This is a genomic window from Actinocatenispora comari (assembly GCF_017312725.1).
Lineage (GTDB): Bacteria > Actinomycetota > Actinomycetes > Mycobacteriales > Micromonosporaceae > Actinocatenispora > Actinocatenispora comari.
This window is the reverse complement of record NZ_BOPO01000130.1, coordinates 64,503-86,748: the sequence shown is the minus strand read 5'-3', so window position 1 is coordinate 86,748 and position 22,246 is coordinate 64,503. Positions and strand designations below refer to the sequence as shown.

The following is a 22,246-nucleotide window of genomic DNA, read 5'->3' as shown; positions in this document are numbered from 1 at the left end:
GGCCGCCGGCCGGTGCCGTCGAGCCCCATCGTCGGCGCGATTCGCCCGCCCCGCCGCGGCGCCATGGTGGAGATGCACCCGCCCGGTGCCCCCCACGGGTTCCGGTCGCCGGCCCGGCAGCCGGCCCGACCGGGCGGGTGCACCGAATGGCGCCGAGCCGCCGTGGCAGCGCCTGGTGCCACGCCTCGGCGACGAGCCGCCCATCGCAACCCGGACGCCACGAGGGCGCCGGGACCGCATGCATCCGAAGGGACACGTCCGATGATCAAGAGCATCTCCCGCAGCAGGGTCGCCCTGGCCGGCGTCGGGGTGGCCGCGGCCGCCGGGGTCACCGCGCTCGGCCTGAGCCACCCGACCGGCGCCGATGCGGCGCCGAACCGTCCGGAGCGGCCGGGCGGCGATCACCCAGCAGACCGAGGTACTGACGGTCGACGCGGCGACCAGGGCGGCCCAGGCCGCGCTGGACGCCGCGGAGCAGGACGGCCAGCACGTCACGGTCACGGTCGTGGACCGCGCCGGCAACGTCCGGGTGCAGCTGCACGGCGACGGCTCCGGCCCGCAGACCGGCTCGTCGTCGCAGGAGAAGGCGTTCACCGCCGTGTCGTTCAACGCGAAGACCTCCGACCTGGCGAAGCGGGTCACCGAGCCGGGGGCGACCCTGCGGGACATGGACGGCACCCTGTTCCTGGCCGGCGGCGTACCGGTCACGGTCAAGGGGGCGCCGGTCGCCGGCATCGGCGTCGGCGGCGCGCCGCAGGGCTCGCTGGACGAGAAGTACGCGGCCGCCGGGCTCGCCGCCATCCAGGGACGATGACGCGCCCGGACCGGGGAGCGTCGGCCGGCGCTCCCCGAGCCGTACGGGCGTTGACCGCCCTGGCGGTCGCGGTGCCGCTGGTGCTCGCGGCCTGCCAGGGCGCCCACCCCGAGGCGAAAGGAACCGACATGCCCACCACCAGCCCGTCCGCGTCGTCGGGTGCCGCGCGGCCCGGTGCGCCGAGCCGGTCGCCGGCGGCGAGCCCCAACCCGTCCGCGGACGCGGCGCTGCTGGCCGCGGCGGGCCGGGGCGACGCCGACGGGGTGCGCGCCGCGCTCGCCGACGGCGCCCGGATCGAGGTGCGGGACGCGCACCGGCGTACCGCGCTGCTGCGGGCCGCCGCGGCCGACCACGTGGCCGCCGCCACGGCGCTGCTCGCCGCCGGCGCCGACCCGGACGCCCTGGACGACCGGCACGACACGCCGTTCCTGGTGACCGGGGTGACCGGCAGCGTGGCGATGCTCGACGCGCTGCGGCCGGCCCGGCCGGACACCACGATCGTCAACCGGTACGGCGGGACCGCGGTGATTCCGGCGTCCGAGCGCGGCCACGCCGACTACGTCGAGGCGGTGCTCGCCCGTACCGACATCGACGTGAACCACGTCAACAACCTGGGCTGGACCGCGCTGCTGGAGGCGGTACTGCTCGGCGACGGCGGCGAGGCGCACCAGCGCGTGGTGCGGTCGCTGATCCGGCACGGTGCGAACGTGAACCTGGCCGACCGGGACGGCGTCACGCCGCTGCGGCACGCGATCTCCCGCGGGCAGCAGCAGATCGCCGGCCAGCTCCGCGCCGCCGGTGCCCGGTGAGCGGTGCGTCGCTGGCGCCGCCGGCGTCCGGTGAACGGCCGGCGGACACCGGACCCCGCGTGGTGGTCGAAGGAGTGACCTCCGGCCGCCACGCGGTAGCCGAAATGTCGCCGCCCGCACCGAGCGACTAGGGTCGGTACATGGCACGACCAGTACCCACGATCGACGAGATCCGGCAGGCACCCAAGGTCCTGCTGCACGACCATCTGGACGGCGGGCTGCGGCCCGCGACCATCATCGAGCTGGCCGGCGAGATCGGCTACACGGACAACCTGCCCTCGACCGACCCGGACGAGCTGGGTCGCTGGTTCGTCGAGGCGGCGAACTCGGGCTCGCTGGAGCGATACCTGGAGACGTTCGACCACACCGTGGCGGTGATGCAGACCGCGGAGGGCCTGCAGCGCGTCGCCGCCGAGTGTGCCGAGGACCTGGCCGCCGACGGCGTCGTGTACGCCGAGGTCCGGTTCGCGCCGGAGCAGCACACCGCCCGCGGGCTGAGCCTGTCCGAGGTGGTGGCGGTGGTCCTGTCCGGCTTTGCGATCGGCAGCCACCGCGCCGCCGAGGCCGGCCACCAGATCCGGGTCGGCACCCTGCTCACCGCGATGCGCCACCAGGCCCGGTCGATGGAGATCGCCGAGCTGGCGGTCGAGTTCCGGGACGAGGGCGTCGTCGGCTTCGACATCGCCGGCGCCGAGGCCGGTTTCCCGCCCACCCGGCACCTGGACGCCTTCGAGTACCTGCAGCGGGAGAACTTCCACTTCACCATCCACGCCGGCGAGGCGTTCGGGCTGCCGAGCATCTGGCAGGCGATCCAGTGGTGCGGCGCCGACCGGCTCGGCCACGGCGTGCGGATCGTCGACGACATCGCCCGCACCCCGAACGGGCACCGCATCGGCCGGCTCGCCCAGTACCTGCGGGACAAGCGGATCCCGCTGGAGCTGTGCCCGTCGTCGAACGTGCAGACCGGGGCCGCCGCCTCGATCGCCGAGCACCCCATCGGGCTGCTGCACGACCTGCGGTTCCGGGTCACCGTCAACACCGACAACCGGTTGATGTCCGGTACCAGCATGTCGCGGGAGATGGCGCTGCTGGCCGACGCGTTCGGGTACGGCTGGAACGACCTGCAGTGGTTCACCGTCAACGCGATGAAGAGCGCGTTCATCGGCTTCGACGAGCGGCTGGCGTTGATCAACGACGTGATCAAGCCGGCGTACGCGAAGCTGATCGGCTGAGCCGGTGCGGCTGCTGCGTGCGCTCGGCTGGGTCCTGATCGTCCTGCTCACCGTGGTCATCGTGGTGCGCTGGGCCGGCTGGGACCGGATCACCCCGTTCGTGCAGGCGATGGTCTTCGTGCCGTACCTGACCGGGCTCAGCCTGCTCGGCATGCTGATCCTGTTCGCCGGCGGCCGCAAGAAGCTCGGCATCTTCATGGTCCTGGTGACCATCGCGTACGCGGGTGCGTTGCTGCCGCGGTGGGCGGTCGGCCCGGTGCCCAAACCCCAGGGCTACCAGCTGCGGGTGATGACGGTGAACCTGCACGAGGGCGGCGCGGACGCGGCCGGCCTGGTGCGGCGCATCGCGTCGGCCAAGCCCGACCTGCTCGCGGTGCAGGAGCTCACCCCGGGCGCGGTGAGTGCGCTGCGCCGGGCCGGGATCGACAAGTACCTGCCGAGCCAGGTGCTCAAGCCGGCGGACAAGACCACCGGCACCGGGCTGTACTCGGCCGGCAACCTCACCGCGAGCAGCCTGTCCGGTACCACCTCGACGCTGGCCCGGGCCAGCGTGCGGGTCGGCGACACCACGCTCGACGTCGTCTCGGTGCACACCCGTACGCCGATGTTGGGGTCCACCGTGGGCGACTGGACCCGTGACCTGTCGGCGCTGCCGCGTACCACCGAGTCGGGGAGCCAGCTGCTGCTCGGCGACTTCAACGCCACCCAGGACAACCAGGCGTTCCGGCAGCTGGAGGACAACGGCTACGACGACGCGGCGATCGGGGTCGGCGCCGGCCTGAAGCCGACGTACGCCGGGTGGCCGGTGCCGCCGACGCCGGTGGACCACGTGCTGCTCGACCGCGGCGTCAGGCCGCGGGACATCGACACCTACCAGTTGGGCGGCACCAGCCACCGGATCCTCGTCGCCGACCTCGCGGTCAGCTGACACCCTCGTCCGGCTGGCGGCCGCTCGGCCTGGAACGGTCGAGCCGCCACCGGACGTCGTCCGGCCCGGCGGGGTCGGTGCACCGGCGTCGCCCGACCGGTGCACCGGTGCGGTCAGGCCGGGGTGGTCGGGCCGTTCGGCTCGGTGCTGCTGCGCGGCGGGCCGGACGGCTGCTCGGTCGGCGGTGCGGTCGGGTCCTGCGGGGCGACCGGCCGGGACGGTGGTTCGTCGGCCGGCGGCCGGGCCGGCTCGTCCAGCCCGATGCGGATGTTCGGGTCGGTCGGGATGGCGGCCGGCGGCGGATCGTCCAGTCCGATCCGGATGTTCGGGTCGTGCGAGACCTCGGCCGGCGCCGCGTCGAGCGCGTCGCGCACCACGTGCAGGGCGCTCTCCGGCAGCTCCGACTGCATGATCGTAGCGCCGGGGAAGCGCTCCAGCTCGCTCTGCAGCGCCGCCGTGGACACGTTGCTGACCAGCAACGCCAACGCGGTGGTGCCGGGCCGGACGGTCTCCCGCAGCTGCTTGACCTCGTGGTCCTTGATGCCGGTGTCGATCAGCTTGCCGAGCAGCGCGCCGCCACCGCCGGCGGCGGCGCCGCCGACCAGCGCGCCGATCGGGCCGCCGAGCAAGGTGCCGATCAGCACGCCCCACATGGCGCCGCCGAGCGCGCCCCGGCCCGGGGTGAGATCGGTCGTCTCCCGCACCATGGACCGGCCGTCGGTGCCGCGGCTGACGAACACGGCGTCGTGCAGGGTCAGCTGCCCCTCCTTCACCAGCCGCGTCGCGGCCAGCAGGAACTCCTGGGCGCGCATCGCGTCGTCGAAGTCGATGACGACCAGCTTGCGGGCATTCTCTTCGGCCACTGACCCCTCCCGGCATCCAGCTCCTGGGGCAAGCCTAGCGGCTCGTCGGCGCGGTGGCCGCACGGTCGTTCTTCACGCCCGGCGGCCGATTCCGGTTGCGGACAGTGGCGCGGCACTCATTGTCCGCACCTGCGTGTCTTTGCAGGTCACGAGCGTGTTGAACTGGCTGGGTCCGGCCTTGGGGGAGGCGGACGACATTCCGAGGTGGGGGAAATGCGTACCACTGTGTTCACCGTACTGTTTGCCGTGCTGTCGATCCTGGTCCTGGTGAAGGCGATCCGCGCGATCCGCCGCGACGGCTCCTGACCCGGGTACCGGCCGCCTCCCGAACCCGGCGGTCCCCGGGTGCCGCGGCCCATCCGCGCGGCACGGGTCGTGGGGACGATTCGGCCGTTGCGGACTAGGGTCGGTGCCGACATCGACGTACCGGGGTGGTGCGCCGGTCACGGAACCGACGGTCGGGGAGGCAGCAGGTGACCGAGCAGGTCGTACGAGCGGCGGAGGAACTGCGCGGGTACGACCCGCGGACCGGCGCGGAGGTGGGGTCGCCGGTGCCGGCGACGGATCCGGCGACCCTCGACGCGGCCGCCCGGGCGGCGGCCGAGGCGGCCGGCCCGCTGGCCGCGCTGGGCCTGCCGGAGCGGGCCGCGCTGCTGCGCGCGGTCGCGACCGCCCTGCGCGAGCGCGACGCCGAGCTGATCGAGCTGGCCGACGCGGAGACCGCGCTGGGCTCGCCGCGGTTGCCGGGCGAGCTGGCCCGGACCGCGGCGCAGCTGGAGCTGTTCGCCGACGCGGTCGAGGAGGGCTCGTTCTGCGAGGCGACGGTCGATCTGCCGGACCCGAGCGCGACGCCGCCGCGGCCGGACCTGCGCCGGTTGCTGCTGCCGCTCGGGCCGGTCGCCGTGTTCGCGGCGAGCAACTTCCCGTTCGCGTTCTCGGTGGCCGGCGGCGACACCGCGTCGGCGCTCGCGGCCGGCTGCCCGGTCGTGGTCAAGGCGCACCCGAGCCATCCGGTCACGTCCGTGCGTACCGGTGAGGTCGTCGCCGCGGCGCTCGCCGCGGCCGGCGCGCCGGCCGGGACGTTCGCCGTGGTGCACGGGGAGCAGGCCGGCCGGGAGCTGGTCACGCATCCGGCGATCACCGCGGTCGGCTTCACCGGTTCGCTCGGCGGCGGCCGGGCGCTGTTCGACCTGGCGTCGTCGCGGCCGGATCCGATCCCGTTCTACGGGGAGCTGGGGTCGCTGAACCCGGCGGTGGCCACGCCGGCCGCGGTCGCGGTGCGCGGCGCCGAGATCGCCAAGGGCTTCGTCGGGTCGTACACGATGGGCAGCGGCCAGTTCTGCACCAAGCCGGGGCTGCTGTTCCTGCCCACCGGGCACGCGCTGACCGAGGCGCTGGTGCAGGCGAGCCGGGCGGCCACCGTCGCGCCGCTGCTCAACGCGCGGATCCGGGCCGGGTACGACGCGGGCGTGCGGGAGCTCGCCGCGGTCGACGGCGTCCGGCCGCTGCTGGCACCGTCCACCGTGGACGGTCCGGGCTTCGGGGCGAACCCGGCGCTGCTCGCGGTCGACGTACCGACCCTGGTGGCGCACGCCGACGAGCTGCTGCGGGAGTGCTTCGGCCCGGTCTCGCTGATCGTCGAGTACGCGGACGCCGACGAGTTGCTGCGCGCGATCGAGCTGCTGCCGGGCAGCCTCACCGGCACCATCCAGGGCGAGGCGACCGAGCCGGAGCTGCCGGCGGCGCTGCTGGAGGCGTTCGCCGAGCGGGCCGGCCGGGTGCTGTGGAACGGCTGGCCGACCGGCGTGGCGGTCTCCTGGGCGCAGCACCACGGCGGCCCCTGGCCGGCGACCACGGCGCCGCTGTTCACCTCGGTCGGCGTCACCGCGATCCGCCGGTTCCTGCGCCCGGTGGCGTACCAGGACGTGCCGGACGCGCTGCTGCCCGCCGCCCTGCGGGACGCGAACCCGCTCGGCCTGCCGCGCCGGCTGAACGGCGTGCTCGGCGACGGCCCGGTCGTCCGCGGCTGACCCGCTGCCGATCCGGCCGGCGGCGCGCGTGCCGGCCGAGCCGGCCCCGCTCCCGCCGGGGATCCGCGATCCGCGCCCGCCGGGACGATCCGGGGCCGGCCGGGATGATCCGGGGCCGGGACGATCCGAGGCCGGCCGGGAAGGCGCGCGTGCCGGCCGGGACGATCCGGGACAGCGCGGGTGTGAGCCAGCGGGGATTGCCGTCGTATTGCCTTCGGTCGGCAGGGCTGGCAAGCTCGCGAGCGCAAGATCAGTGGCACCCGGGTCGTGCCGGGGAAGTACCCGGCGGGCGGCCCGGGGCGGCAAGGGAGCAGCGGTGGCAACCGACGAGCAGGTCATCTACGACCCGCAGACCTACCAGACCGGCATGCCGTACGAGGAGTTGACCCGGCTGCGCGAGGCGGCGCCGGTGTCCTGGGTGCCGGAACGGTCGGTCGACGGTGTCGAGCACGGCCCCGGGTACTGGGCGGTCTGGCGGCACGCCGAGGTCAAGTACGCGCTGAAGCGACCGCAGCTGTTCTCGTCCGAACTGGGTGCCACCCAGATCCGCGACCCCGCGACGCCCGAGGACCTGGCGTACACGCGGAAGTCGATGTTGAACATGGACCCGCCGGAGCACTCCCGGCTGCGCCGGATCGTGAGCCGCTCGTTCACCCCGCGGGCGGTCGACCGGCTGCGGGAACGCATCGTGGAGCGGGCCCGGCTGATCGTCGACCAGATGATCGACGGCGCCACCGACCGCACCGCCGACTTCGCCAAGGTCGCCGCCGACCTGCCGGTGTGGACCCTCGCCGACGTGCTCGGCGTGCCGCAGACCGACCGGTACCTGATGTTCGACTGGGCCAGCCGGGTGATCGGCTTCCAGGACCCGGAGTACGCGGCGATCTCGCTCACCGACGCCACCGGCGCCACGCCGATGGCGAAGGCGGCGCTCGCGGTGCGTCCGAGCCCCGGCCCGGACGGCACCATGCCCGACCCGCGCACCCGCGGCGGCATCCCCGACCTGTACGCGTACGCGCACGAGCTGGCGGCCGAGAAGCGGCGCGCGCCGGGCGAGGACATCATGTCCCTGATGCTGTCCCAGGTGGACGGCGACGGGCTGTCCACCGACGAGTTCGAGAACATGTTCTGGCTGTTCGCGGTGGCCGGTAACGAGACGCTGCGCAACGGCATCCCGGGCGGCATGTACGCGCTGCTGCACCACCCGGAGCAGTGGCAGCGGCTGGCCGCGGACCGGTCGCTGCTGCCCGGCGCCGCCGACGAGATGCTGCGCTGGTGGACCCCGGTGATCCACTTCCGCCGGACCGCCACCGAGGACACCGAGCTGGCCGGCCAGCGCATCGCCGCCGGTGACAAGGTCGTCGTCTACTTCGCCTCGGCGAACCGGGACCCGCGGGTGTTCGACGATCCGGACACGTTCGACGTGGGCCGGTCGGCCGGCGACCACCTGTCGTTCGGCCACGGCCCGCACTACTGCCTGGGCTCGATGCTGGGCAAGGCACAACTGGTCGCGATGTTCGACGCGCTGCTGGACCGGCTGGTCGAGGTCCGCGCCGCGGGCGAGCCACAGCGGCTGCGCTCCAACTTCCAGCACGGCATCAAGCACCTGCCGATCAGCTGGACCCTGCGCTGAGACGAACGAGCCGGGAACCGTTGCGCGGCAACGATTCCCGGCTCTTGTTCGCTACTTGAGTCGCCCCCGCTACTCGGACGCCTTCGCCGTCGGCGTCACCAGACGCTTCAACGACGCCGCGATGGCGCCGACGATGCCGCGCGGGAGCAGCCGCAGTACCAGGATCAGCGCCAGGCCGTAGGCGATGATCTCGACCTGACCGCCGGCGTGACTGGACACCGCCGGCAGCCACTCCTTGGCGAACCGGGCGAGCGACACGATGACGAACGCGCCGACCGTCGCCCCGTACACGCTGCGCCGACCGCCGACGGTGGCGATGATCAGCAGCTGCAGCGACAGGTTCAGGTCCAGCGTGTTCACGTCGACGAAGCTGGACCACAGCGCGTAGAGCGAGCCGGCCAGCGCGCTGACCACCGCGGCCAGCACGAACGCGAACCGCTTCTGCGGCGCCGGGTCCACCCCGGCCGACTGCGCCGCGATCGGCGAGTCGGAGATCGCCAGCAGGGTGGTACCCAGCTGCGAGCGGCAGACCCGCTGCACCACCAGGCTCGCCACCACCAGGACCCCGGCCGCCAGGTAGAAGAAGCTCACGTCGTCGGAGAACTCCAGCCCGCCCAGCGACAGCGCCGGCAGCCCGGAGATTCCCTCGGCGCCGCCGGTCAGGTCGAACTGCTTGACCACGACGGCGAGCACCAGACCGACCGCGATCGTGGCGAGGGTCAGGTAGTGGCCCGCGGCCCGGAACAGCGCCAACCCCAGCAACCAGGCCAGCAGCCCGGCCACGACCAGGCCGACCAGGATGCCCAGCAGCGGGCTCTGGTGGTACCGGACGGTCAGGATCGCCGTGGTGTAGGCGCCGGTGCCGTAGAAGGCCGCCTGCCCCAGCGAGACCTGGCCGGCGTACCCGGTCAGCGGCACCAGCCCCAGCGACGCGGTGGCGAGCAGCACCAGCAGCACGCCGTCCGACATCGTGTACGGCGCCACCCGGGTGAACACGAACGGGATCAGCAGCAGCGCGATCAGCAGCAACACGGCCGGCAGGCCCACCCGGACCAGCGGTCGCAGCAACCGGTTGGCGTCCACCCGGTCGAGCAGCCCGCCCGGCGCCTCGGCCGGTGCGGTGTCGGTCGCGGCCATCAGACCCGTTCCCCCGTGACTCGGCGCAGCAGCCCGGTGGGCCGGGCGATCAGTGCCACCAGCAGTACCGCGTAGGCGATGCCGTCGGCGAACCCGGACTGGGACGACGGCAGGTACCCGCTCGCCAGCGCCTCGACGACGCCGACGGCGAGACCGCCGGCGACCGCGCCGGCCGGCCGGTCCAGCCCGCCGATCACCGCCGCCGCGAACCCCTTCAGCCCCAGCCCGATGCCGACGCTCGCGTCCGGCGACTGCAGCGGGGCCAGCACGATGCCGCCGATCGCGCCGAGCGCCGCCGCGGCGAGGAACACCAGCAGCGACATCCGGCTCGGCGAGATGCCGGACAGCCGGGCGGCGTCCGGGTCCATCGCGGTGGCCCGCATCGCCCAGCCGGTGCGGGTGTGCGTGAGCACCAGCCACACCGCGAGCATCACCAGCGCCGCGATGCCGATCACCCAGAGGTACTGGCGGTCCATCGAGGCGCCGCCGAACCGCAGCGCCTCACCGGCGGTGAACGGCCGGGCGAACTTCGGTTCGGTACCGATCGTCACGAACGCGATGCCCTCGATGACGATCGAGGCGCCGATGGTCAGCATGATCGCCTGGTCGGTACGCCCGGCGGCCTGCCGCGGCAGCACCAGCCGCTCCAGGGCCAGCCCGACCAGTACGGTCACCGCGAGCGCGGCGAGCGCCGCGAGCACCGTCGGTACCCGGTGCTCCTGAAGGACCGCGAACAGCAGCCCGGCGAGCATCACGAACTGACCCTGAGCAAAGTTGATCACCCCGGTGACCTGGGCGATCAGGGCGATGCCCAGGCCCACCAGGGCGTATGCGGACCCGGTCGTGAGACCGGTGACCACGTACTGCAGCAGTTCGCTCATCAGCCGAGATCGCTGAGAGACCACGTCCCGTTCTTCACCTGAAGGACGGTCAACGAGGACTCACTGACCCCGCCGTGGTTGGTCGGGCTGAACTGGTACGTGCCGAACGCGCCGTCGTAGCTCAGGTTCTCCAGCGACTTCTGGATGTCCTGCGGGTCGGCGGAGCCACCCTTCTTGATCGCGGCGACGATCAGGTTCAGCGCGTCGGCGGCCATCGGCGCGAAGCCGGAGAAGCCGCCGTACTTGGCGGAGTACTCGGTGAAGAAGTTCTTCTCGGTCTGCGCGGCCGGGGTGGTCGCGGTGATCTCGTTACCGGCCAGCACCCGGGAGTGCACCATGTACGAGCCCTCGGACGCCGCACCGGCGCCCTTGACGAACAGCTCCGAACCGGCGCCGGTGTCGTAGTACACCTTGTCGCCGGGGAACTTCTTCTGCCGCAGCGCCTTCGCGGCCAGGCCGGACTGCGGCGGGATCGCCCACACCACGACGGCGTCCGGCTTCGCGGCGGTCACCTTCGTCGCCTGCACGCTCAGGTCCTTGACCGAGTCGGAGAACTTCTGGTTCGTGACCAGGTCGATCTTGCCGGCCTTGTCGAGGGCCTGCCACTCCTTCAGCCCGGCCTCACCGTACGGGTTGTCCACCGACAGCACGGCGATCTTCTTGATCTTCTTCTTGGCGAACGCCTTCATCATGACGTTGCCGATGACGTCGGTGTTGCCCGGCGTCTTGAAGACGTACTTCTGGACCGGGTTGACGATGGCGCCGGACGAGCCCATGGAGATCATCGGGATCTTGGCCTTCTCGGCCACCGGGATCATCGGCATGGTGGTGGGGGACGCGCCGGCACCGACGATCGCCGCCACGTGGTCGTTGTTGATCAGCGATTTCGCCACCGTCAGCGACTCGGCCGGATCCGACTTGTTGTCCCGGATGACCAGCTTGACCTTCTTGGTCTTGTCGCCGACCTTGATACCGGTCTTGTTGATGTCGGCCTGGACCATCTTGAGCGCCCGCTGGTACGCCTCGCCCTGAACCGCGGCGGGGCCGGACAGTTCGAGGTCGGCCCCGATGACGATCTGCGAGCTGTCGTCACCGCCGGAACTCTGCTCCTTGGCACAGCCCGTGCCGACGGAGAGTGTCACCACTGCGGCAAGACCAGCCGCTACCCAGTGTCGCGTGGACACCTGCTCGCCCCCTGCTCAGTTCGTGGGATCGAACGGGTGGGCCGAGACGGCACAACCCGTCGCGCCACCGCTCAGCCGGACCACAACGTGCGTGGCCGCCGCGGGTCGGGCGGGTCGACGTGCGTACGACTACCGCAGTGCAGCGCAGCGATGATCTTCATGATCTTCGTGCCAGGCGTCAAGCGGTGGACCTGCGCGGATGTCGGATTGATACGCAACCGAAAGACAGCGCACGCAGGCCAGCGCGCAGCCGACCGTACGCCACGACATAGGTGCCGATCGATGCGTGGTGACGTACGTCGCGGTCCTGGCCACCGCGGGTGTCGGGCCGGCCACCCATCGTCGATCCGTGACGTCGAGCGGGTGACGGGAAGGTGTCCGGAGCCCGTACCGGCCGGCACGGAGGGTCGGCCCGTCGTGCTCAGGACAGCGCGGTCTGCCGGTCGGTCGCCGGCCGGGCCGCCGCGATGATCGTCCGGCGGACCGCCGTGGCCGACGCCGGCCGGCAGCCCAGCGCCGCCTGCCGGGTCAGCACCCGCGACTCGTCCCGGTAGAGCCGCACCCCACGGCGCAGCAGCACCCCCGGCGGCTTGCGGTGCTCGCGCAGGTCGCGGGCCAGCCGGCGACAGAACGTGACGGCCCGGGGCCGGCGCAGCGCGTACGCGGCGGCCAGCACACCGCGGTCCCGGCAGGCGGCGGCGATCTCCGCGGCGAAGATGCCCTCGGCCACGAACACCCGGGCGCCCCGCAGCTCCAGCCGCTCGTACCCGGTGCACCGGTCGACGCTGATGTCGTAGTGCGGCACCTCCACTGAGCCGGTGCGGGCCAGCAGCTCGATCGCGGCGACCGCGGCGGTGGCGTCCCAGCTGGCCGGCGACTCCCAGTCGACCGGGGCCGGGTGCGGGCCGGTCGCCGGCCCGTCACCGACCCGGGGCAGCCGCGGGTCGTCGCCGTTGAGGTAGAAGTCGTCCAGCGGCAGCACCGGCACGCCGCACCGGTGCGCCACGTACGACTTGCCGGAGCCGGACGGCCCGGCCAGCAGCACGACCCGGGCGATACCTCCGTCGGCGTGCATCGCCCCTCCGTTCGGCTCCGTCGACAAGTCTCGAGCAGGGTACCGGTGTGGCCGTGCCGCAGCGGCGGCGCCGAACCTCGCCCGCGACCGGAAAGCGTCGCTGACCTGCTGTTTCGTTCCGTGAGTGCGGTTGCGCAGGGTGGCCGGAAACACGGTCGGCGAACAGTGCGCGGCCCCGGGGAGCACGCCCCGGGGCCGCATCGCCCGGCCGTCCGCCGGTGGCGTCAGTTGCTCAGGTGCCACTCGCCGTTCTTGACCTCCAGTACGGCCAGCGCCGACTCCTGCAGCCCGGAGTGCTGCTTCGCCGAGTTCTGGATCCGGCCGGAGAGCCCGTCGATGCCCATCGTCTCCAGGGCGTCGCGCAGCTTGGTGTGGTCGGTGCCCTGGGTCTTCTCGATCGCCTGCTTGATCATCCGCAGCGCGTCGGCCGCGAACGAGGCGAAGCCGGAGTAGTTCCCGTACTTCGAGGAGTACTCCTTGAACCACTGCTTCTGGTCGGCGACCTGCGGCGTGGTGGAGGTGACGTCGTTGATCGCGAGCGTCTGCGGGAACACCATGTGGGTGCCCTCGGCGGCGCTCTGCGCGCCCTTGACGAACAGCTCGGCACCGGCACCGGCGTCCATGTAGACCTCGTTGCCCTTGATCCCGGCGTCCTCGAGGTTCTTCGCGGCGATACCGGCGGCCGGCATGACCGCCCACATCACGACCGCGTCCGGGTGCGCGTTCTTGATCTTCGTGGCCTGCGCGCTCATGTCCTTGTCGTCCTGGCCGAACGACTGGGTGCTGACCACCTTGATGCCGTTCTTCTTCGCCAGCGCGGTCACCGACTTGCGGCCGTCCTGCCCGTAGGTGTTGGAGACGTTGAGCAGCCCGATCGAGGTGATGTGCTTCTGCTTCAACGACGTCATCAGCACATCGGCGTCCTGCGCCGGGTTCGGCGAGATCTTGAACGTGTACTGCCGCTGCGCCACCGGCTCGGTCACGGCGCTGGCCGAGGAGAGCGCGATCATCGGCACCTTGGCCTTCTCGACCACGCTCGTCACCGGCACCGTGCAGGCCGAGCAGCCACCGTCGATCAGCGCTGCGACGTGCTCGTTCTTGATGAAGTCATTGATGTTGGTGGTGTTCTTGGCCGGGTCGGTGCCGTTGTCCTTGATGATCAGCTTGAGCTTGCGGCCGTTCAGGACACCCTTCTTGTTGAGGTCCGCGACCTCGAGCTGCAGCGCCTTCTTGTAGACGGTGCCGATGCTCTGGGTGGGACCGGACAGCTCGAGGCTGGCTCCGATCTTGATGTCACCCTTGCTGTCCGACGCGCTCGATTCGTCGGCCGCGCAGCCGCTGAGCCCGACCGCAGCCGCCGCCAGCGCGGCACAGCTGAGGGCCGCAGCAGTACGCCGTAGCTGAAACACGTGTGCTCCTCCTCGGAGTGTCCGGTTCGGCCGTGAGGTGGGACGTTCAGTCCACCGCGGTTGCCTCCCGGCCGCGTACCGCCCGGGCGAGTCGCCCGGCCAGTCCGATCAGCCCGCCGCCCACACCCCGGGGCAGGAACAGCAGGATGACGATCAGCGCGATCCCGTACACCACGATCTCGTAGTTGCCGGTCGCCTGCGGGATCACCTTGGGGATCAGGGTTTTGGACGCCTCCGAGAACGTGATCACCACGAAGGCGCCCACCGGGGCCCCCCAGACCAGCCGTTGCCCGCCGATGGTGGCGATGATCAGCAGCTGGACCGAGCTGAGAATGCCGGCCTGGCCGGGATCCATGTACGTCGACCAGTGCGCGTACAGGCTGCCGGCGAGCGCGGACAACGCCGCGGCCAGCGTGAACGCGTTGCGGCGCAGGCCGGCGATGGACACTCCCGCCGCGGCCGTCGCGACCGGACTGTCGCCCAGCGCGGTCAGCGCCTTGCCGACCGGCGAGCGCAGCAGCGCGTCCACCACGATCACCGCGATCAGCAGCACCAGCGCGACGAGGTAGTACATGTCGACGTCGCCGGAGATGGTGAAGCCGAACGGTGCCAGCGCCGGGATGCCGGGGATGCCGTCCGCCGCGCCGGTGAGCGGCAGCTGGTTGGCCAGGTAGCTGACGAGCAGCCCGAACGACAGCGTGGCGAGCACCAGGTACTGCCCCTGGGCCCGGAAGATGAACGTACCGACGAGGTAGGCGACCGCGGCCGACAACGCCATCCCGGCGATCATCGCCAGCAGCGCGTTGGTGTGCCAGCGGGTGGTCAGCAGCGCCGAGGTGTAGCCGCTGATCGCGAAGAACGCCGCCTGCCCCAGCGAGATCTGCCCGGCGTGGCCGGTCAGCGGGATCAGCCCGAGCGCGGCGATCGCCTGGATCGCCATCAGCACGCCGACCGACATGGTGTAGAAGGGCACCCGGGTGAACACCGCCGGCACCAGCGCCAGCACCCCGAGGAAGATCGCGTACCGCAGCCACCGGGACCGCAGCACCGCATGCAGCACGCTGGTCGCCGACCGCTCCGCGGCGGCGAGTGCGTCGTCGCTCATCCCAGCTCCTCCGCGGTGGAGAGCGCGTCGTCGGTCATCCCAGCTCCTCCGCGGCGGCGAGTGCGTCGTCGGTCATACCCGCACCACCGAAGCCCGGTGCAGCAGTCCGGTCGGCCGGATCAGCAGCACCAGCAGCAGCAACCCGAAGGTCAACGTGTTCTTGTAGTCGCTGCTGATGTAGCCGGTCGCGTACGCCTCGACCAGGCCCACCAGCAGCCCGCCGAACACCGCGCCGACCGGCGACGACAGCCCGCCGATCACCGCCGCGGTGAACGCCTTGAGCCCGAAGGGAATGCCGACCGACGCGTCCGGCGGCTGCAGCGGCGTCAACACGATGCCGCCGATCGCGCCGAGCGCCGCCGCCAGGGTGAACGCGAGCAGGCTCATCCGGGCCGGCGAGATGCCCATCAGCCGGGCCGCGTCGGTGTCCATCGCGGTGGCCCGCATCGCCGTACCGGGCCGCGTGCGGGTCAGGAACAGCCACATCAGCACGACCGCGACCACCGTGGCGAGGGCGCACCACAGGTACTGCCGGGGCAGTCGCGCACCGCCGATCGAGATCGGGTCACCGCCGGTGAACGCGCTGGCGAAGTGCGAGTCGGCGCCGAACACCAGCAGCGCGACGCCCTCCAGGGTGATCGAGGCGCCGATGGTGAGGATGACCAGCCGTTCCCGGTTGGCCCGCCGGGCCGGCCGGATCACCAGCAGGTTGAGCAGCGCGCCGACCACGGTGGTGATCAGCAGGGCGAGCAGCGCGGCGACCGGCTCCGGCAGGCCGGCCTCGGCGAAGCTGGCGAACGACAGCCCGCCGATCATCACGAAGTCGCCCTGCGCGAAGTTGATCACGCCGGTGACCTGGAAGACCATCGCGACGCCGAGACCGACCAGGGCATAGGTGGTACCGGTGCCCAGGCCGGTCAGGGTGAAGGTCAGAAACTCCGACATGCGCCGCTACCGCGCCGCTCTGCAGCTGTTCACTGGGCCGGCTGCCCCAGGTACGCCTGGTGCACCCGCGGGTCGTCGCGCAGCTCGTCGACCGAACCGGCGGTCACCACGCGGCCGCGGTCCAGCAGGTAGCCGCGCTGCGCCACGTGGAACGCGACCTGCGCGTTCTGCTCGACCAGCGCCAGCGTGGTGTCCCGGCCGGCCAGCTCGACCAGCGCGTCGGCCACCTCGCGCACCGCGAGCGGGGCGAGCCCCAGTGACGGCTCGTCCAGCAGCAGCAGCTTGGGCCGGCTCATCAGCGCCCGGCCGATCGCGAGCATCTGCTGCTCGCCGCCGGACATGGTGCCGGCCGGTTGCCGGCGGCGGTCCTTCAGCTTCGGGAACAGCTCGTACACGGTGGCGAGCCCCTCGGCGGTGGACGACCGGGCCCGCGAGTACGCCCCGAGGTGCAGGTTCTCCTCGACGGTGAGGCCGGCGAACACCCGCCGGCCCTCCGGTACCAGGGCGAGCCCGGCGCGGGTGCGCCGTTCCGCCGACCACCGGGTGACGTCCTCGCCGGCGAACTGGATCCGGCCGCGCCACGCCTTCAGCAGGCCCGCGATCGTGCCCAGCAGGGTGGTCTTGCCGGCACCGTTGGCGCCGATCAGCGTCACCGCCTCGCCGGCGCGTACCTCGATGTCGATGCCGTGCAGCGCCTCGATCCGGTCGTACCCGGCGACCAGCTCGGTCACCGACAGCACCAGCTCGCCGTCGCCGGCACCGCTCGGCGTCTTCTCCTCCGCGGCCTGCTCGCTCATGTCCACTCCTCACCGAGGTAGGCGGCCCGGACCTCGGGGTTGGCGGACACCTCGTCCGGCGTCCCGTCGGCGAGCAGCCGGCCGTGGTCGAGCACCAGGACCCGCTTGGAGACCGACAGCACGCTGGCCACGTCGTGCTCGACCAGCAGCACCGTGATGCCCTCGGTGGACACCTTGGTGAACAGTTCGGTGAGGTCGACGCTCTCCGAGGCGGACAGCCCGGCGAGCGGCTCGTCCAGCAGGATCAGCTCGGGGTCGCCGGCCAGTGCGCGGGCGATCTCCACCCGCCGCTGCAGCCCGTACGCCAGCGAGCCGGCCGGCTGCTGGGCGTACTCGGCGATGCCGACCCGGTCGAGCAGGTCGAGTGCCCGGGCCCGTTCGGCCTGGACCTTTCGGTGCGCCTGGGGCAGCAGCACCATGTCGCCGACGGCGGTCGCCCAGCCGCGCGCGACCCGCGGCAGCAGCACGTTGTCCAGCACCGACAGTGAACCGAAGACCTGCAGGTTCTGGAAGGTGCGGGTGATGCCGAGCCGGGCGATCTGGTGCGGCTTGCGGCTGGTGAGGTCACGCCCCTGCAACGAAATCCGGCCGGTGGTGAGCCGGACCGCGCCGGACAGCACGTTCAGCAGGGTGGTCTTGCCGGCGCCGTTCGGCCCGATCAGGCCGACGACACCGCCGTCTTCGTGCTGGAAGGACAGGTCGTCGATGGCCGCGACGCCGCCGTAACGCACGGTCGCCGAGGAGACCTCGAGGGCACAGTTCATCGGATCGACGGCCGATGCAAAGCTGACATTTTTCCCTTACCAACGCTCGATCCACACGGCACGTCCTGGCCGTTCTGTCGCGGGTCATTCTCGCGCCGTCGAGCGACGGGAGGAATGGTGGCCGGACAGCTGGCTTGTGCCGGACCGCGGCGATATCTTCGTAGCTCGACCGTTTCGCGTCAAGGGGACACGAACCCACCGCTGTCAGATTGATACGGATCGATGACATGATGTCGGCGGGGACCGGTTCCGGGTTCCGTGACCAGGGCAGATGGGCGGCACTGTCAGTAGTGGTTTCGACACTCTCCGGACGGTCGGGACGCAACCCGGCCGGCCGGTATGCGGTGTCCCACTTGCCGTACCCTGCTCGGGGTTTCTCTTTCTGATCGAGCGTGGTGGAATCCCCGGGGGCTCGGTGTGGTGGCCCGGCCCGACAAGCACAAGCAGTCACGCAGTCTTGGAAGGCGGCAGCAAGTGAGCAAGCGGACCGCGGCGACCCAGGCAGGACGCCAACGCCGGCGGCGCCCGATTCCGCGGCTGAGCGACGTCCGCATCCAGTCGAAGCTGGGCCTGATCCTGGTCGTCCCGGTGCTCGCGGTGGTCGCGCTGGCCGGAATCGAGCTCGCCAACGCCGGCCAGACGCTGTCCGAGGCGCGCCGGGTGGACGCGACGTTGAAGCTGAGCACCCAGGCCGGCAACCTGATCGAGCAGTTGCAGGACGAGCGGCTGGACGCGGCCGAGGCCATGATGTCCAAGGGCCGGTCGGGCCACTCCGACCTGGCCGACCAGTTCAAGAAGCAGTCCTCCGCCACCGACGATTCGATCGGCAGCTACCGCGCCGAGCGGGACAAGCTCAACGGCGCCTCCGACGACATCTCGGGCAACCTCACGGTCATCGACGACCAGCTCGACTCGCTGACCAAGACCGGCCGCAGCGAGGTGCTCTCCTCCTCCAGCGAGGCCACCGTCGCGTCCGTGACGTTCCGGTACCAGGTGCTGATCTCCGAGCTGCTGGACCTGCGCGACTCGATGACGCACCTGACCAACGACCGCAGCCTGTCCAGCGAGCTCACCGCGAACGCGGCGCTCTCCGACGCCAAGGAGTACGCGGCGCAGGAGCAGCTGGCGCTGCTGCGGGTCATCGACGACTCCAGCGGGTTCGACGCGACCAGCTTCGAGACGTTCCTCGGCACCCTGACCGACCAGCAGAGCGCGTACGACTCGTTCAACCGGTCCGCGTCCGACGACCAGAAGCAGGAACTGGAAGAGTCGGTCAGCGGCCCGCAGGTGCAGGACTCCACCCGGCTGGAGACCGACGCCCGTACCGTCGGGCTCAACAACCACCTCGGCATCCAGGCCAGCGACTGGAACTCGGCCATGTCGAAGCGGATCAACGCGATCCGCACGGTGGAGAAGGTGCTCGACGCGAACGCCGCGGCGCACGCCAAGGCGACGGTCGCCTCGGTGGTCCGCCAGGTGATCGCGGAGGCCGGCGCCGGCCTCGTCGTCCTGGTGATCGCCATCCTGCTGGCCCTGCTGGTGGCCCGGGCGATGGCCCGGTCGCTGCGGCGGCTGCGGGAGGGCGCCCTGCAGGTGGCGTACGAGGGCCTGCCGCAGGCGGTCGGCCAGCTGGAGTCGGCCGAGTCGATCGGCGGCATGACGCCGGAGGAGATCGCCGGCCAGGTCCGCGACCCGATCCAGGTGCGCGGCCGGGACGAGATCGGCCAGGTCTCCGAGGCGTTCAACGTCGTCCACCGGGAGGCGGTCCGGGTGGCCGCCGCCCAGGCCGTGCTGCGCGCCAGCGTTTCCACCATGTTCATCAACCTGGCCCGCCGGTCCCAGCTGCTGGTCGACCGGCTGATCGGTCACCTCGACCGGTTGGAGCAGGGCGAGGAGGACCCGGACCGGTTGGCGCAGCTGTTCCAGCTCGACCACCTGGCCACCCGGATGCGCCGGAACGACGAGAACCTGCTGGTCCTCGCCGGCGCCGACTCCACCCGCGCGCGGCGCGAGGCGGCGCCGCTCGGCGACGTGCTGCGGGCCGCCCAGTCCGAGGTCGAGCAGTACACCCGGATCGAGTTCGGCGTGGTCGACCGGGACGTCGAGGTCGAGGCGACCGCGGTCAACGACGTGGTGCACCTGGTCGCCGAGCTGCTGGACAACGCGACCGCGTTCTCCTCGCCGGACACCGCGGTGGTGGTCGACGCGCGCCGGGTCGGTGACCGGGCGATCGTGCAGATCGAGGACCGCGGCATCGGCATGTCGGGTGACGTGCTCGCCGAGGTGAACGAGCGGCTGGCCAATCCGCCGCTGGTCGACGTCGCGGTGTCCCGGATGATGGGTCTGGTCGTGGTCGGCCGGCTGGCGTCCCGGCTCGGCATCAAGATCGAGCTGCGGCCCGCGCCGGAGCGCGGCACCGTCGCCGACGTGGTGCTGCCGGCAGCCGTGCTGGTCCCGACCGAGCGGCCGGGGGTCCGGCCGACCGAGCTGCCGAGCCAGGGTGGCCCGCTGGCGCTGGAGACCGGCTCCGGCCGGTCCACCCGGGAGCCGTCCCGGCCGGTCGCGCCGGAGCCGGCCGACCCGATGCCGGGTATCCCGTTCCAGCCGCCGGCACGCGACAGCCTCGCCGACGCGGCCAACGGGCACCGGCTCAACAACGGGTCGAGCGCGCTGCCCCGGCGCCAGCCGGGCCAGCCGGACGAGCCCACGACCGCCGACCCGACACCGACCCGCGGTGCGGACGAGCCGATCCGGCGCAGCCTGTTCGACCCGCCGCCCCGCAAGCTCGCCCAGGAGCAGACGGGCAGCTTCGACGCGCCGCCGCCCCCCGAGCCGTACGAGCAGTCGCGGCCGGCCGCCTACCAGCAGCCCGAGCCGACCGCGTTCGAGCAGACCTCGTACCAGCAGCCCGAGCCGCAGTCGTTCGAGCAGCAGTCCGAGCCCGCGCCGTACCAGCGGCTGACCGGTGCGGAGCCGGACCGGACGGCGTCGCTGCGGCGGGACGACAGCAGGCCGCCGGTCTCGGCGGCGGACGACACCGTCACGTTCGACCGGATCCCGGCCGAGCCGCCGCGCCGGTCGCTGGACGACTCGGTCCGGCGCGCCCCGCAACGGCCGGTGTCCGACCCGGAGCCGGCCAACGAGTCGATCGCCGGCACCCTCGGCGGGCACGACCCGTGGGCGGAGCCGCCGGCACGCCCGATGGCCGACGACCTGACGGTGGAGACACCGCAGCTGCCCGGCCGGGACGTCTGGTCGCCGGCCGAGCCGGCCCCGGCCGAGCCGGCCACGGCGACACACCAGCGCCGGTACGACGGCCGCTCGGACGAGGAGATTTCGGCGCACCGCGGGCTAGACTCGGCCACGCCGGAGCCGGAGCACGGTTCCGGGGCAGGTCGGGCCGAGATCATCCCGAGGAATGTCGACGACACGATGGAGTTGCCCATCTTCCGCGAGGTCGAGTCGGCCTGGTTCCGGACCAGCCCGTCCCGGCCCCGGACCGCGCCGGCGGTCGGTGCGCCCCCCGCACCGGTGGCGTCCGCGGCCCGGCCGGCGGGGGTGACGGCGACCCGGGCACAGGAGGCGCCGGTGCGTGCGGCCGAGCCGAAGAAGCGGCCCACCGTGCTGCCCACCCGGGTGCCGTCCGGCGGCGATGCGCCGCGCAACCAGCCGGCGGCCCGGCCCGCCGAGCCGGCTCGTCGTCCGGCCGAGTCCGGCCCGGCGAGGTCGGCGACCCCGCCGATGCCCGGGACACCGCTGAACCGACCGATGGCCGAGATGCCGCCGAGCCGCACCGCCGAGGTGCCCTCGGAAGGCCGGCCGGACATCGATCCGTGGCGTTCGGCCGCGGACAAGGGCTGGCAGGCGGCCTCGGCGATCACCACCCCGCGGGAGTCCGACACGACCTCCGCCGGGCTGCCGATCCGTCGGCCGATGGCACAGCTCGTGCCGGGCGGCATCGAGGAAGCGTCCCGCCCGAAGTCCCAGGCACGGGAACGTTCACCCGAAGCGGTCCGCGGGCTGTTGTCCGCGTACCACCGAGGCGTCCAGCGCGGGCGCGCCGGCGGCGGTGACTCGCCGCGGGCGGGTGCCGCGCCCGGACACAGGAGCACCGGCAACGGTGCTGGCGAGGAGCAGGAGGCATGACGACCCAGCAGATAGGTACCCAGGACCTCGGTTGGCTGCTGTCCAACTTTGCGGACAGGGTTCCAGGAGTGGCGCACGCGGTCGCGGTCTCCGCCGACGGCCTCTTACTCGCCTCCTCCCGGGACCTGCCCCGCGACCGGGCCGACCAGCTTGCCGCCATCGCGTCCGGGCTGGTCAGCCTGACCCAGGGCGCATCGAGGTGTTTCGAGGGCGGCGCGGTCTTGCAGACCGTCGTCGAGATGGACAACGGCTTTCTCTTTCTGATGTCGATCAGCGACGGATCCTCGTTCGCGGTGCTGGCTGCCCGGAGTTGTGACGTCGGGCAGGTGGGGTACGAGATGGCATTGCTGGTCGACCGAGTCGGCGATGCGCTCACCCCGGCACCGCGCGAGGGGACCGCACGGTTGAGCTGAGGGGTCTCGTGGATTCCCTCGGGCTGACGGCTCGGTGCGCGGCGGCGTGGTACGCCGGTTCCGCGCATCGAGTCGGGACCA

The 22,246-nt window shown here is 72.3% G+C and carries 18 protein-coding genes; 8 read left to right on the top strand and 10 right to left on the bottom strand.

What is annotated here, in order from left to right; genetic code table 11:
- The first annotated feature begins 364 nt into the window (after positions 1 to 364).
- The 4 genes from NUM_RS32530 (at position 365) to NUM_RS32515 (ending at position 3,783) form a co-directional block, all read left to right on the top strand.
- Complete coding sequence (locus tag NUM_RS32530; RefSeq protein WP_207128756.1) at positions 365 to 814, top strand: GlcG/HbpS family heme-binding protein; 450 nt, start codon at positions 365 to 367, stop codon at positions 812 to 814.
- Positions 811 to 1,623 (top strand): ankyrin repeat domain-containing protein, encoded by an 813-nt coding sequence (locus tag NUM_RS32525; protein WP_225919004.1) that lies wholly within the window; start codon positions 811 to 813, stop codon positions 1,621 to 1,623. The genes NUM_RS32530 and NUM_RS32525 overlap by 4 nt, the downstream gene beginning before the upstream one ends.
- Positions 1,624 to 1,763: 140 nt before the next feature.
- On the top strand, positions 1,764 to 2,855 hold the full coding sequence (locus tag NUM_RS32520) for an adenosine deaminase (protein ID WP_207128755.1): 1,092 nt from the start codon (positions 1,764 to 1,766) through the stop codon (positions 2,853 to 2,855).
- A gap of 4 nt (positions 2,856 to 2,859) precedes the next feature.
- The gene (locus NUM_RS32515; protein WP_207128754.1) at positions 2,860 to 3,783 is read left to right on the top strand and encodes an endonuclease/exonuclease/phosphatase family protein; all 924 of its coding nucleotides are present in this window, start codon (positions 2,860 to 2,862) and stop codon (positions 3,781 to 3,783) included.
- Between the two features lie 113 nt (positions 3,784 to 3,896).
- Here the strand turns inward: NUM_RS32515 and NUM_RS32510 are convergent, their stop codons facing one another.
- Positions 3,897 to 4,646: a DUF1269 domain-containing protein gene (locus NUM_RS32510; protein WP_207128753.1), complete on the bottom strand. Its 750-nt coding sequence runs from the start codon at positions 4,644 to 4,646 to the stop codon at positions 3,897 to 3,899.
- Between the two features lie 473 nt (positions 4,647 to 5,119).
- On the opposite strand from NUM_RS32510, the gene NUM_RS32505 reads away from it, so the two are divergent.
- Together NUM_RS32505 and NUM_RS32500 are read left to right on the top strand one after the other, a co-directional pair.
- The gene (locus tag NUM_RS32505; RefSeq protein WP_225919003.1) at positions 5,120 to 6,676 is read left to right on the top strand and encodes an aldehyde dehydrogenase (NADP(+)); all 1,557 of its coding nucleotides are present in this window, start codon (positions 5,120 to 5,122) and stop codon (positions 6,674 to 6,676) included.
- A gap of 316 nt (positions 6,677 to 6,992) precedes the next feature.
- Positions 6,993 to 8,309, top strand: coding sequence for a cytochrome P450 (locus NUM_RS32500; RefSeq protein ID WP_225919002.1), 1,317 nt, complete (start codon positions 6,993 to 6,995; stop codon positions 8,307 to 8,309).
- A gap of 69 nt (positions 8,310 to 8,378) precedes the next feature.
- Here the strand turns inward: NUM_RS32500 and NUM_RS32495 are convergent, their stop codons facing one another.
- The 9 genes from NUM_RS32495 to NUM_RS32455 all read right to left on the bottom strand — a co-directional run bounded on the left by NUM_RS32495 (position 8,379) and on the right by NUM_RS32455 (position 17,606).
- Positions 8,379 to 9,446: a branched-chain amino acid ABC transporter permease gene (locus NUM_RS32495; RefSeq protein ID WP_207128752.1), complete on the bottom strand. Its 1,068-nt coding sequence runs from the start codon at positions 9,444 to 9,446 to the stop codon at positions 8,379 to 8,381.
- The gene (locus NUM_RS32490; protein ID WP_207128751.1) at positions 9,446 to 10,327 is read right to left on the bottom strand and encodes a branched-chain amino acid ABC transporter permease; all 882 of its coding nucleotides are present in this window, start codon (positions 10,325 to 10,327) and stop codon (positions 9,446 to 9,448) included. Before NUM_RS32490 ends, NUM_RS32495 begins: the two co-directional genes overlap by 1 nt.
- Complete coding sequence (locus NUM_RS32485; RefSeq protein ID WP_207128750.1) at positions 10,327 to 11,472, bottom strand: ABC transporter substrate-binding protein; 1,146 nt, start codon at positions 11,470 to 11,472, stop codon at positions 10,327 to 10,329. Before NUM_RS32485 ends, NUM_RS32490 begins: the two co-directional genes overlap by 1 nt.
- Positions 11,473 to 11,932: 460 nt before the next feature.
- Positions 11,933 to 12,586 carry a uridine kinase family protein gene (locus NUM_RS32480; protein ID WP_207128749.1) on the bottom strand — a complete coding sequence of 218 codons (654 nt, stop codon included), beginning with the start codon at positions 12,584 to 12,586 and terminating at the stop codon, positions 11,933 to 11,935.
- Between the two features lie 224 nt (positions 12,587 to 12,810).
- Positions 12,811 to 13,995: an ABC transporter substrate-binding protein gene (locus NUM_RS32475; RefSeq protein ID WP_225919001.1), complete on the bottom strand. Its 1,185-nt coding sequence runs from the start codon at positions 13,993 to 13,995 to the stop codon at positions 12,811 to 12,813.
- Between the two features lie 46 nt (positions 13,996 to 14,041).
- Entirely contained in the window at positions 14,042 to 15,100 is a 1,059-nt protein-coding gene (locus NUM_RS32470; RefSeq protein WP_207128748.1) for a branched-chain amino acid ABC transporter permease, read from the bottom strand.
- 72 nt (positions 15,101 to 15,172) lie between these two features.
- Positions 15,173 to 16,045, bottom strand: a complete 873-nt coding sequence (locus NUM_RS32465) for a branched-chain amino acid ABC transporter permease (RefSeq protein ID WP_207128747.1) — start codon at positions 16,043 to 16,045, stop codon at positions 15,173 to 15,175.
- A gap of 29 nt (positions 16,046 to 16,074) precedes the next feature.
- Positions 16,075 to 16,788: an ABC transporter ATP-binding protein gene (locus NUM_RS32460; protein WP_263975158.1), complete on the bottom strand. Its 714-nt coding sequence runs from the start codon at positions 16,786 to 16,788 to the stop codon at positions 16,075 to 16,077.
- Between the two features lie 50 nt (positions 16,789 to 16,838).
- Positions 16,839 to 17,606, bottom strand: coding sequence for an ABC transporter ATP-binding protein (locus NUM_RS32455; protein WP_207128745.1), 768 nt, complete (start codon positions 17,604 to 17,606; stop codon positions 16,839 to 16,841).
- 474 nt (positions 17,607 to 18,080) lie between these two features.
- Between NUM_RS32455 and NUM_RS32450 the strand changes: the two genes are divergently transcribed.
- Both NUM_RS32450 and NUM_RS32445 read left to right on the top strand, forming a co-directional pair.
- Positions 18,081 to 21,752, top strand: a complete 3,672-nt coding sequence (locus NUM_RS32450) for a sensor histidine kinase (RefSeq protein WP_207128744.1) — start codon at positions 18,081 to 18,083, stop codon at positions 21,750 to 21,752.
- Positions 21,749 to 22,165, top strand: a complete 417-nt coding sequence (locus tag NUM_RS32445) for a roadblock/LC7 domain-containing protein (protein WP_030449102.1) — start codon at positions 21,749 to 21,751, stop codon at positions 22,163 to 22,165. The genes NUM_RS32450 and NUM_RS32445 overlap by 4 nt, the downstream gene beginning before the upstream one ends.
- The last annotated feature ends 81 nt before the right edge of the window (positions 22,166 to 22,246 follow it).